The following is a 12,439-nucleotide window of genomic DNA, read 5'->3' on the forward strand; positions in this document are numbered from 1 at the left end:
TAGTGATGTATACGCTTTAGCCAGATGGCAAGATGGGAGCACCACGTGACTTTGCAACAACACCAGACAGGATTACCAGCGCCAACCTGCACGCCGCTGTTAAGCGGCAACGATCCAGAACAAAAACGTCAGGAGCTGCTCAACTACTTCCACCAGACGTGGGAGCTCTATGAAAGCCTGTTCGACTGCCTGGCAGATGAACAGGCTTGGACGACCAAGGCGATATCGCTGCGCCACCCGCTGATCTTTTATTACGGTCATACCGCCACCTTCTATATCAATAAGCTGATGGCAGGCCGTCTTATTGACAGCCGTATCGACGACAGTATTGAAGCCATGATGGCGATTGGCGTTGACGAGATGAGCTGGGATGACCTTGATAACAGCCATTACGCCTGGCCATCAGTTGCTGAACTCCGCGACTACCGTGGCAAAGTGCGTACTCGCATTGAACAGTTTATTCGTGAAATGCCCCTGACGCTGCCCATTGGCTGGGACAGCCCGGCCTGGGTAGTGCTGATGGGGATTGAGCATGAGCGCATCCATCTGGAAACCTCCAGCGTACTGATCCGCCAGCTGCCGCTGGCATGGGTAAAATCTCAGCCTCACTGGCCGGTGTGCCCGGATGCCCGACGCGATCGTCAGACTGTGCCGCACAACAGCCTGATCCCGGTGGCTGGCGGACAGGTTGTCCTGGGTAAAACCGATGACACTTACGGCTGGGATAATGAGTATGGCAGCCGTATCAGTCATGTTAACGCCTTTGAGGCCAGCAAAATGCTGGTCAGCAATGCAGAGTACTATGCGTTTGTGGCGGCAGGAGGCTATCAGACGCCGCACTGGTGGGATGATGAAGGCTGGAACTGGCGTGAATTCGCTCAGGCCAGCCAGCCCACCTTCTGGGTCGGCAGTGCTGCACAGCCTGAGGCGCTTAAGTTAAGGCTGCTGGCTGAAGAAGTGCCAATGCCCTGGGACTGGCCTGCTGAAGTCAACCAGCTGGAAGCGGCCGCATTCTGCCGCTGGAAGGCAGAAGTCACCGGCCAGTCAGTCCAGCTGCCGGCAGAGAGCGAATGGATGCTGCTGCGGGAACAGGTGGACGGCGATCAGCCCGACTGGAAAGACGCGCCGGGCAATATCAACCTTTCCCGCTGGGCCTCCTCCTGCCCGGTTGATCGGTTTGCTCAGGGAGACTTTTACGATCTGATTGGCAACGTCTGGCAGTGGACCACCACACCGATTAACGGCTTTGAAGGCTTCCGCGTTCATCCCTTATACGACGACTTTTCGACGCCGACGTTCGACGGCAAACACGCGCAGATTAAAGGAGGAAGCTGGATTTCAACCGGCAACGAAGCCCTGAAATCAGCACGCTATGCGTTCCGCCGTCACTTTTTCCAGCATGCCGGTTTCCGCTACGTGGTATCAACCCATCAGGAAAGCATGGTCAGCAATCCGTACGAAACCGACAGTATGGTGTCGCAGTATCTCGACTTCCAGTACGGGCCGGAATACTTCGGCGTTGCCAACTATGCGAAGGCGCTGGTGGACATCGCCTGTGACGTCACCAGCCGTCGCGAGCGGGCGCTGGATATTGGCTGTGCCACCGGTCGGGCGAGTTTTGAACTGGCACGTCATTTCGACCAGGTGGTGGGCATGGACTACTCGGCACGCTTTATCGATGTGGCGCTACAGCTGACCAGTGGCGAAGACTTCCGCTATGTCACCCAGGAAGAGGGCGAGCTGGTGGAGTACCGCCAGGTACGGCTGAAAGATATTGGTCTTGGCACTGAACAGGCCAGCCGCATTCAGTTCCTGCAGGGTGATGCCTGTAACCTGAAACCCCAGGCGCAGCCTTACGACCTGGTGCTGGCTTCCAACCTGATTGACCGTCTGCGCCAGCCACAGCGTTTCCTGCAGGACATTACGCGGATGATCCGTACAGGCGGCGTGCTGGTCCTCTCCTCGCCGTATACCTGGCTGGAAGAGTTCACGCCGAAGGAGAACTGGCTGGGCGGTATTCGTGAAAATGGCGAGGCACTCTCGACATATCAGGCCCTTCAGCGACTGCTGGCCGCAGATTTCGAAGAGATCGCACCGGCGCAGGACGTGCCGTTTGTCATTCGTGAAACCGCGCGAAAATATCAGCATACCGTCGCTCAACTGACGCTGTGGCGTAAACGCTAACCCTGCCTCACAGCGGGCGCCATCCGGTGCCCGCTGTCATATTCTCACTGCGATTGCCATTACGTTCACGATCCCGCACATTATCATGCTGTTCATTGTGAAAATTTCATTTAGAGAGCCACCATGCCTGACAATATGCAGCCCGACAGTCTCGACCGGGGGATCCTGAACGCGCTGATGGAAAATGCCCGAACCGCCTATGCAGAGCTGGCCAAACAGTTTAACGTTAGCCCGGGGACCATTCACGTCCGCGTCGAGAAGATGAAACAGGCAGGGATCATCAAAGGCACGCGCGTGGAGATCGACCCTAAACAGCTGGGCTATGATGTCTGCTGCTTTATCGGCATCATCCTGAAAAGCGCCAGAGACTACCCCGCTGCCGTAGCGAAGCTGGAGCAGCTGGAAGAAGTGGTGGAAGCCTGGTACACCACCGGTCACTACAGCATCTTTATTAAAGTGATGTGCCGTTCGATCGATGCCCTGCAGCTGGTGTTGATCAATAAGATCCAGACCATCGACGAAATCCAGTCAACCGAAACGCTTATCTCCCTGCAGAACCCGATTATGCGCACGATCAAACCGTGATCGGTGCATAAGGTTATCCACAGCAGAATGTGTTCTCTTTTTCCTCATGACGTATATCGCCGCAGTCAGTGTGGAGACGGCCAGCGCACAAGAATCTGAGCATACATGCGTACGTGAGGATTTTGAGCACTGCCCGGCTCGAAAATGGTCAGTCAGATCGCCCCCCATCATTCATCGTAAATCCCCTACTTTTCCACAGGTAGATCCCAGGCAGATCACAGAGTACAATGCTGCCCTTAATGACTCAGGGATCCCATCATGGCCGACATTACCTTAATCAGTGGCAGTACCTTAGGCAGCTCAGAATATGTAGCCGATCATCTGGCTGAGAAGCTGGAAGAGGCGGGGCATACCACGGAAACCCTGCACGGGCCTGAGCTGGAAGAACTGAAGACGGAAGGCATATGGATTGTGGTCTGTTCAACGCACGGTGCAGGTGAACTGCCGGACAACATTCAGCCGTTGTTTGATGCCATAAAGGAACAGCAGCCCGATCTGAGCCATCTTCGCTTTGGCGCGGTGGGTCTGGGTAACCGGGAATACGATTTATTCTGTGGTGCCATTGAACAGTTTGACCAGTTGCTGACCTCTCTGGGTGCACAGCGTATTGGTGATCGCCTGGATATTGATGTACTGCAACATGAGATTCCGGAAGATCCTGCAGGTGTGTGGGTAGAAAGCTGGGAAAAAAGGATCTAATCCCACCGGGGATCGGACAGCGATCGTCGGTACGATCAACAAAAAGAGGCTTTTCCGATCCTGAGTTTTGTAAATATTGCTCTTTTTTGCCTGGTTTTACCGCAGTCGACTGTGGATAACATGACTCAATACCCGGTAATAACCGGTGTTTATCCCAATAACAACTTTGCTTCTTGCCGGTACCTGTGGATAACATGCCATTTAGATCCCAGCTTATACGGCGCAGGATCACCGATCATTCACAGCTAATGATCCTCTCTAATCAGTTGATCCTTATCAGCAAAAAAGGCTTATCCACAGAGATCGTCGATCCTAATAGAAGATCTAATAAAGAGATCTCTAAATAAAAAAGATCTTCTTTTTAATACACGAAGATCCCGGCGCTTTCGCCATCGTCTAAAGTTGAGTAGAATCCACGCCCTCAGCAACACTCCCTTAATTCGCACAAACCGCGAGGTGCAGTACCATGTTTTATCCAGATCCTTTTGACGTCATCGTAATCGGTGGTGGTCATGCGGGAACGGAAGCCGCGATGGCCGCTGCCCGTATGGGTCAACAAACCCTGTTATTAACCCATAACATCGACACGCTGGGACAAATGTCCTGCAATCCGGCGATCGGCGGCATCGGGAAAGGACATCTGGTAAAAGAAGTGGATGCACTGGGTGGGCTGATGGCCCATGCCATTGACCAGGCCGGTATTCAGTTTAGGATACTAAACGCCAGCAAAGGACCTGCGGTACGGGCGACCCGAGCTCAGGCCGATCGCGTGTTGTACCGACAGGCTGTGCGTACCGCACTGGAGAATCAGCCTAACCTGATGATCTTCCAGCAGGCGGTCGAGGATCTTATTGTCGAAAACGATCGTGTCGTGGGTGCTGTTACCCAGATGGGTCTGAAGTTCCGTGCCAAAGCCGTCGTGCTGACGGTTGGTACCTTCCTCGATGGTAAAATCCATATCGGAATGGATAACTACAGTGGTGGCCGTGCGGGTGATCCGCCGTCGATCTCGTTATCACAGCGTCTGCGTGAGCTGCCTCTGCGTGTCGGACGTCTGAAGACCGGTACACCGCCACGCATTGATGCCCGTACCATTGATTTCAGCGTACTGGCTCCGCAGCATGGCGATACGCCAATGCCCGTATTCTCGTTTATGGGCAATGTCAGTCAGCACCCTCAGCAGGTGCCGTGCTACATCACCTACACCAACGAGAAAACCCATGATGTGATCCGCAATAACCTCGATCGCAGCCCGATGTATGCCGGTGTGATCGAAGGCATTGGCCCACGTTACTGCCCGTCGATCGAAGACAAAGTGATGCGCTTTGCCGATCGTAACGCGCATCAGATCTTCCTGGAGCCGGAAGGCCTGACCAGCAACGAAATCTATCCTAACGGCATTTCTACCAGCCTGCCGTTTGATGTTCAGATGCAGATCGTCCGCTCAATGCAGGGAATGGAAAACGCCAAAATTGTGCGCCCGGGCTATGCCATTGAGTATGATTTCTTCGATCCCCGCGATCTGAAGCCCACACTGGAAAGCAAATTTATTGAGGGTCTGTTCTTTGCCGGACAGATCAACGGCACCACCGGCTACGAGGAAGCGGCTGCTCAGGGCCTGCTGGCGGGCCTGAACGCCGGTCGTCTGTCTGCAGACAAAGAAACCTGGGCACCGCGTCGTGACCAGGCCTATCTCGGCGTGCTGGTTGATGACCTCTGCACCCTTGGTACTAAAGAGCCCTACCGTATGTTCACCTCACGTGCTGAATATCGTCTGATGCTGCGTGAGGATAATGCCGATCTTCGTCTGACCGCGGCAGGCCGTGAGCTCGGTCTGGTGGACGATGCCCGCTGGGCACGCTTTAACGAGAAGCTGGAAAGCATTGAGCTGGAACGTCAGCGCCTGCGCGATATCTGGGTGCATCCAAAGTCAGAGTGTGTGACAGAGGTCAATACGCTGCTGAGTGCGGGACTGACGAAAGAGGCCAGCGGTGAAGACCTGCTGCGCCGTCCGGAGATGACCTATCAGAACCTGATGACACTCAGCAGCTTTGGTCCGGCGCTGGCCGATCCGCAGGCCGCTGAGCAGGTTGAGATTCAGGTGAAATACGAAGGGTATATTGTCCGGCAGCAGGAAGAGATTGACCGCCAGCTGCGTAATGAAAATACCCTGCTGCCGGTGGATCTCGATTATCGTCAGGTGAGTGGCCTTTCTAACGAAGTGATCGCTAAACTTAACGATCATAAACCGGGATCGATTGGTCAGGCATCACGGATTTCCGGTATTACACCAGCCGCTATCTCGATTTTACTTATTTATCTAAAAAAACAGGGCCTGCTGCGCAAAAGCGCCTGACCTGAAATACGGGTCGGGCCTGCCCGACCCTACGGGACCTCTTTGTGATTAATAAACTCTCCGCCCTGCTGAAAAGCGCGCAAATATCGCTGTCCGATCAGCAGAAAGAACAGCTGGTCGGGTACGTTTCTATGCTGCATAAATGGAACAAAGCCTACAACCTGACATCAGTGCGTGACCCTGAGCAGATGCTTATTCGCCATATTCTTGACAGTATCGTGGTGGAACCTCATCTGTCAGGCGATCGGTTTATTGATGTCGGCACCGGGCCGGGTCTGCCCGGCATCCCGCTGGCCATTGTCCGCCCTCAGGCGCACTTTACGCTGCTGGACAGCCTGGGGAAGCGTGTCCGCTTCCTGAAGCAGGTACAGCATGAGTTGAAGCTGAGTAACATTGAGCCGGTACAGAGCCGGGTAGAGGACTTTCCCGCCGAGCCTCCCTTTGATGGTGTCATCAGTCGGGCTTTTGCCTCGCTGACGGATATGGTCAACTGGTGCCACCATTTACCGGGCAGTCAGGGCCGTTTTTATGCGTTAAAAGGGGTGATGCCAGCAGAGGAAATTGCCGCCTTACCTGACGGTTATCGGGTGGAAAATGTCACTCAGCTGCGCGTTCCACAGCTGGAAGGTGAGCGTCATCTGGTGGTCATTGCCCCTTCCCGTTGATTCAGGCTGGCAAAATAAAGGCCCGTCAGCGTGTTTTATCGTCGCTGGCGGTTTTTTTGCCGGAAAAGCCTCTTTTGCGCTGTCACTGCATCTGGATTAAGGAGGGTAGTTAACCTCTGAAACTATATGGTTTTCTGCGTTAAAGCCGCCTGATATCCATGCGAGTATTCTTAATGTGCGTGCCTGCCGATCTTTTTTGTGAAAATTTGCCTGGACGGAGCTGTTACCATCAGGTTAAATCATTCGTCAGTCATTATCTGACAATCTCTGTTACATTTAACGTTAATTTCACATTTTGTTATCACTTGAGTCATATTTTCCGCAATATTTTAGGGTGCAAATAGTCACACATGAAAATATCTCCTCCTAATAAATTGGCGCAAGTCATGGCCTTGTCGATGTTAAATATTTGCTACAGATGTCAATAATACCTTTTAATCATTAAAAGTGCCTTTTTCCACAAATTACGCGGCTATCTTGATGAATTTACGGAGTTTTTAAATCGGTTATTACTCAAATTCATCCAGATGTTTGTTTAATTGTTCTCCGTTACATTGCTAATTTGTGATCTTCCGCACGCTTTGCGAGCAAGGAATGTCGCGCATTGCCGTAAAAAGTCGATAAGCTTCCTTTGTCATTGGTTTTGGAAAATAGGTTTCCGGAAAGAAATTTAAATAATTGTTCACCTTTTCTCTACTTATCGATTGAAATCACAGGTGCGCACCGTATAATTTGCACGGTTTTTGCTGCTTGACTCAAAAGAGCAAAGGCAGTTTTATACGACACGCGACATACCCCCATCGGGGCAGGAGAGTTTCAGCGTCATGTCAGTGTCCCTTTACAGAGTGAAATTTGCCCGAACCATCCTGTTGTTACAGTTGGTGACCTTCGTCGTAATCGGTGCGCTGTTTGCCCTTAAAGATCTGACGTGGGGCGTGTCCGCCCTTGCGGGTGGACTGGCAGCCTGGCTGCCAAACGTGTTGTTTATGATTTTTGCCTGGCGTCACCAGGCGGGGCACGAAGTGACGGGGCGGCTTGCCTGGACTTTTGCGTTAGGTGAAGCGCTAAAAGTTCTCGTTACGATTCTCGTGATTATTGTGGCGCTGGGAGTGTTTAAGGCGGCGTTTACGCCGCTGGGACTGGCCTGGTTATCGGTGCTGATTGTGCAAATCGTCGCACCGGCTGTAATTAACAACAAAGGGTAAGAGGCATCATGGCTGCAGGAGAAATCTCTACGCCGCAAGAATACATAGGTCATCATCTGAAAAACCTTCAGCTTGACCTGCGTACCTTCGAGCTAGTGAATCCGCACGACGCTCCGTCGTTCTGGGTATTAAATATCGACTCCATGTTTTTCTCTGTGGTGCTGGGACTGGTGTTCCTGGTGCTGTTTCGCAAAGTGGCGAAATCAGCGACCAGTGGCGTACCAGGTAAATTACAGGCCGCTGTTGAGTTAGTTGTTGGTTTCGTTGACGACAACGTGCGCGACATGTACCACGGTAAAAGCAAACTTATCGCTCCGCTGGCCCTGACGATTTTTGTCTGGGTGTTCCTGATGAACTTCATGGACTTGCTGCCTATCGATTTGCTGCCGTATATCGGTGAGCATTATCTGGGTCTGCCAGCGTTGCGTGTGGTGCCTTCTGCTGACGTGAACGTCACGTTGTCGATGGCCCTTGGCGTATTTATTTTGATTCTGTTCTACAGCATCAAGATGAAAGGCATTGGCGGCTTTACGAAAGAGCTGACTTTGCAACCCTTCAACCACCCTGTGTTTATTCCGATCAACCTGATTCTGGAAGGTGTGAGCCTGCTGTCCAAACCGGTATCTCTGGGTCTGCGACTGTTCGGAAACATGTATGCGGGGGAATTGATTTTTATCCTGATTGCCGGTCTGTTGCCGTGGTGGTCACAGTGGATTCTGAATGTGCCTTGGGCCATTTTCCACATCCTGATCATTTCGCTGCAGGCTTTCATTTTCATGGTCTTAACGATTGTCTATCTGTCGATGGCATCTGAAGAACATTGATTTTTTCTCAACACTACTGCGTTTTAACTGAAACAAACTGGAGACTGTCATGGAAAACCTGAATATGGATCTGCTGTACATGGCTGCCGCTGTGATGATGGGCCTGGCGGCAATCGGTGCTGCGATCGGTATCGGCATCCTCGGAGGCAAATTCCTGGAAGGCGCCGCACGCCAACCGGATCTGATTCCTCTGCTGCGCACGCAGTTCTTTGTTGTAATGGGTCTGGTGGATGCAATCCCGATGATCGCTGTTGGTCTGGGTCTGTACGTGATGTTTGCTGTCGCGTAAAACCGTTTGTTCATCGCTGTGTGTAATGTACGGCGATGAACGGCTTCTGCCGCTGTTAATGACAGCGGCAGAAAACGTTAACTTAACAAGAGGCATTGTGCTGTGAACATTAACGCAACAATCCTCGGCCAGGCTATCGCGTTCATCCTGTTTGTAGCGTTCTGCATGAAGTACGTATGGCCGCCGCTTATGGCCGCTATCGAAAAGCGCCAGAAAGAAGTTGCCGAAGGCCTTGCTTCCGCTGAACGTGCCAAGAAAGATTTGGATCTCGCGCAGGCTAATGCGACCGATCAGCTGAAGAAAGCGAAAGAAGACGCTCAGGTCATCATCGAGCAGGCGAACAAACGCCGTGCGCAGATCCTGGACGAAGCGAAAGCTGAGGCTGAGCAGGAACGTAGCAAGATCGTCACTCAGGCGCAGGCAGAAATTGATGCCGAACGCAAACGTGCACGTGAAGAGCTGCGTAAGCAGGTCGCGATGCTGGCTGTTGCCGGCGCCGAGAAAATCATTGAACGTTCCGTGGATGAAGCTGCTAACAGCGACATCGTTGATAAACTGGTCGCTGAACTGTAAGGGAGGGGCTGATGTCTGAATTTACTACCGTAGCTCGCCCCTACGCTAAAGCCGCTTTTGACTTTGCGGTTGAACACCAAAGTATTGATCGCTGGCAGCAAATGCTGGCGTTTGCGGCCGAAGTGGCTGGCAATGAACAAGTATCCGAACTTCTTTCCGGCGCTCTGGCGCCGGAAGCGTTGTCTGGAGCGTTCATCGCAATCTGTGGTGACCAACTCGACGAAGCCGGTCAGAACCTGATCAAGGTGATGGCCGAAAACAAACGTTTGCCGGCGCTTGCCGATGTTTTGGAACAGTTCATCCATCTGCGTGCCGCACATGATGCGACCGCTGAGGTTGAAGTTATCTCTTCCGCAGCATTGAGCGACGAACAGCTGACCAAAATCAGCAGCGCGATGGAGAAACGTCTGTCACGCAAAGTTAAGCTGAATTGCAAAATTGATAAGTCTGTAATGGCGGGCGTAATCATCCGAGCGGGTGATATGGTCATTGACGGCAGCGTACGCGGTCGTCTTGAACGCCTCGCAGACGTCTTGCAGTCTTAAGGGGACTGGAGCATATGCAACTGAATTCCACCGAAATCAGCGAACTGATCAAGCAGCGCATTGCTCAGTTCAATGTAGTGAGCGAAGCTCACAACGAAGGTACTATCGTTTCTGTAAGTGACGGTATCATCCGCGTCAACGGCCTGGCCGATGTGATGCAGGGTGAGATGATTGCCCTGCCGGGCAGCCGTTACGCAATCGCACTGAACCTGGAGCGTGACTCTGTAGGTGCAGTGGTGATGGGCCCATACGCTGACCTCGCCGAAGGCATGAAGGTGAAGTGTACTGGCCGTATCCTGGAAGTACCGGTTGGCCGTGGCTTGTTAGGTCGCGTGGTGAACACCCTGGGTGCACCTATCGATGGTAAAGGCGCTATCGACAACGACGGTTTCTCACCGATCGAAGTGATTGCTCCTGGCGTTATCGATCGTCAGTCAGTAGACCAGCCTGTACAGACCGGCTACAAATCTGTCGATGCAATGATTCCTATCGGCCGTGGCCAGCGTGAGCTGATCATCGGTGACCGTCAGACCGGTAAAACCGCGATGGCGATCGATGCGATCATCAACCAGCGCGACTCAGGCATCAAATGTGTATACGTCGCTATCGGCCAGAAAGCCTCTACTATCGCTAACGTGGTACGTAAGCTGGAAGAACACAACGCGCTGGCTAACACCATCGTTGTGGTAGCGACCGCATCTGAGTCTGCTGCACTGCAATACCTGGCACCGTATGCCGGTTGCGCGATGGGCGAATATTTCCGTGACCGCGGTGAAGATGCACTGATCGTATACGATGACCTGTCTAAACAGGCTGTTGCTTACCGTCAGGTTTCTCTGCTGCTGCGCCGTCCACCAGGCCGTGAAGCCTTCCCTGGCGACGTGTTCTACCTCCACTCCCGTCTGCTGGAGCGTGCTTCTCGTGTGAGCGCCGACTATGTTGAGCGTTTCACTAACGGTGAAGTGAAAGGTAAAACCGGTTCACTGACTGCACTGCCTATCATTGAAACCCAGGCGGGTGACGTTTCTGCGTTCGTTCCAACCAACGTAATCTCGATTACTGATGGTCAGATCTTCCTGGAAACCAACTTGTTTAACTCCGGTATTCGTCCGGCGGTTAACCCGGGTATCTCGGTATCTCGTGTTGGTGGTGCTGCTCAGACCAAGATCATCAAGAAACTGTCCGGTGGTATTCGTACCGCGCTGGCACAGTATCGTGAACTGGCTGCGTTCTCTCAGTTCGCATCCGATCTGGATGAAGCCACCCGCAAACAGTTAAGCCATGGTCAGAAAGTGACCGAGTTGCTGAAACAGAAACAGTATGCGCCGATGTCTGTCGCACAGCAGGGTCTGGTACTGTTTGCTGCTGAACGCGGCTTCCTGAATGACGTCGAACTGGCGAAAATCGGTAGCTTCGAAGCGGCACTGCTGGCATTTGCGGATCGCGATCACGCAGAGCTGATGGCTGATATCAACCAGTCTGGTAACTATAACGGCGAAATCGAAGAGAAGCTGAAAGGCCTCCTCGAAACGTTTAAAGCAACCCAGTCCTGGTAATGTCTGGCGGCCTGTCCTTTCGGGGGCAGGCCGCAAGGCTTTGAGGAGAAGCTTATGGCCGGCGCAAAAGAGATACGTAGTAAGATCGGCAGCGTGCAAAACACGCAGAAGATCACCAAAGCGATGGAAATGGTCGCCGCCTCCAAAATGCGTAAATCGCAAGAACGCATGGCGGCCAGCCGTCCTTATGCAGAGACCATGCGCAAAGTGATTGGTCACATTGCGTTAGGTAATCTGGAATACAAGCACCCATACCTGGAAGAGCGTGACGTTAAACGCGTTGGCTATCTGGTCGTATCTACCGACCGCGGGCTGTGTGGTGGTTTGAACATTAACCTGTTCAAAAAAGTGCTGGCGGATATGAAAGCCTGGGCTGATAAAGGCGTCGAGAGCGATCTGGCGATTATTGGTTCTAAAGGTCTGTCATTCTTCAGTTCTGTCGGTGGCAACATTGTTGCTCAGGTAAACGGTATGGGCGATAAACCTGCCCTGTCTGACCTGATTGGTCCGGTCAAAGTGATGCTGCAAGCTTACGATGAAGGCCGTCTCGACAAGCTGTTCATTGTCAGCAACAAATTTATCAACACCATGTCTCAGTCTCCACAGATCGTACAGCTGCTGCCGTTACCGCCAGCAGATGATGCGGAAGGCGTTGTGAAGAAGAGTACCTGGGATTATCTGTATGAACCCGATCCGAAAGCGCTGCTGGACACATTACTGCGTCGCTACGTCGAGTCTCAGGTTTACCAGGGTGTTGTTGAAAACCTGGCCAGCGAGCAGGCCGCGCGAATGGTGGCGATGAAAGCCGCGACCGATAACGGCGGAAACCTGATCAAAGAGCTGCAGTTGGTATACAACAAGGCTCGTCAGGCCAGCATCACCCAGGAACTTACCGAGATTGTCGGTGGGGCCTCCGCGGTTTAACCAGGTATACCCTGCTGCGTTGCATGCGGGCGGG

At 52.7% G+C, this 12,439-nt stretch carries 12 protein-coding genes; all 12 read left to right on the forward strand.

Annotation, left to right across the window (positions count from 1 at the left end; translation table 11 throughout):
* Positions 1-24 precede the first annotated feature (24 nt).
* The 12 genes from ovoA (at position 25) to atpG (ending at position 12,405) form a co-directional block, all read left to right on the forward strand.
* Complete coding sequence (gene ovoA, locus K6L24_RS21375; protein WP_062744113.1) at positions 25-2,184, forward strand: 5-histidylcysteine sulfoxide synthase; 2,160 nt, start codon at positions 25-27, stop codon at positions 2,182-2,184.
* A gap of 123 nt (positions 2,185-2,307) precedes the next feature.
* Positions 2,308-2,769 carry a transcriptional regulator AsnC gene (gene asnC / locus K6L24_RS21380; protein ID WP_062744112.1) on the forward strand — a complete coding sequence of 154 codons (462 nt, stop codon included), beginning with the start codon at positions 2,308-2,310 and terminating at the stop codon, positions 2,767-2,769.
* 258 nt (positions 2,770-3,027) lie between these two features.
* Entirely contained in the window at positions 3,028-3,468 is a 441-nt protein-coding gene (gene mioC / locus K6L24_RS21385; RefSeq protein ID WP_062744111.1) for an FMN-binding protein MioC, read from the forward strand.
* Between the two features lie 466 nt (positions 3,469-3,934).
* The gene (gene mnmG / locus K6L24_RS21390) at positions 3,935-5,824 is read left to right on the forward strand and encodes a tRNA uridine-5-carboxymethylaminomethyl(34) synthesis enzyme MnmG (protein WP_118665135.1); all 1,890 of its coding nucleotides are present in this window, start codon (positions 3,935-3,937) and stop codon (positions 5,822-5,824) included.
* A gap of 44 nt (positions 5,825-5,868) precedes the next feature.
* Entirely contained in the window at positions 5,869-6,489 is a 621-nt protein-coding gene (gene rsmG / locus K6L24_RS21395) for a 16S rRNA (guanine(527)-N(7))-methyltransferase RsmG (RefSeq protein ID WP_062744109.1), read from the forward strand.
* An 824-nt stretch (positions 6,490-7,313) separates the two neighbouring features.
* A complete protein-coding gene (gene atpI, locus K6L24_RS21400) occupies positions 7,314-7,694 on the forward strand; it encodes a F0F1 ATP synthase subunit I (protein WP_062744108.1) in 381 nt (126 codons plus the stop codon).
* 8 nt (positions 7,695-7,702) lie between these two features.
* The gene (gene atpB, locus K6L24_RS21405) at positions 7,703-8,518 is read left to right on the forward strand and encodes a F0F1 ATP synthase subunit A (protein ID WP_062744107.1); all 816 of its coding nucleotides are present in this window, start codon (positions 7,703-7,705) and stop codon (positions 8,516-8,518) included.
* Positions 8,519-8,567: 49 nt separating this feature from the next.
* The gene (atpE, locus tag K6L24_RS21410; protein ID WP_003849523.1) at positions 8,568-8,807 is read left to right on the forward strand and encodes a F0F1 ATP synthase subunit C; all 240 of its coding nucleotides are present in this window, start codon (positions 8,568-8,570) and stop codon (positions 8,805-8,807) included.
* Positions 8,808-8,909: 102 nt separating this feature from the next.
* Positions 8,910-9,380, forward strand: a complete 471-nt coding sequence (gene atpF / locus K6L24_RS21415) for a F0F1 ATP synthase subunit B (protein WP_062744106.1) — start codon at positions 8,910-8,912, stop codon at positions 9,378-9,380.
* An 11-nt stretch (positions 9,381-9,391) separates the two neighbouring features.
* On the forward strand, positions 9,392-9,925 hold the full coding sequence (atpH, locus tag K6L24_RS21420) for a F0F1 ATP synthase subunit delta (RefSeq protein WP_062744105.1): 534 nt from the start codon (positions 9,392-9,394) through the stop codon (positions 9,923-9,925).
* Positions 9,926-9,939: 14 nt separating this feature from the next.
* The gene (atpA, locus tag K6L24_RS21425; RefSeq protein WP_062744104.1) at positions 9,940-11,481 is read left to right on the forward strand and encodes a F0F1 ATP synthase subunit alpha; all 1,542 of its coding nucleotides are present in this window, start codon (positions 9,940-9,942) and stop codon (positions 11,479-11,481) included.
* Between the two features lie 54 nt (positions 11,482-11,535).
* Entirely contained in the window at positions 11,536-12,405 is an 870-nt protein-coding gene (gene atpG / locus K6L24_RS21430; protein ID WP_062744103.1) for a F0F1 ATP synthase subunit gamma, read from the forward strand.
* Positions 12,406-12,439 lie beyond the last annotated feature (34 nt).

The organism is Erwinia persicina, from assembly GCF_019844095.1.
Classification (GTDB): domain Bacteria; phylum Pseudomonadota; class Gammaproteobacteria; order Enterobacterales; family Enterobacteriaceae; genus Erwinia; species Erwinia persicina.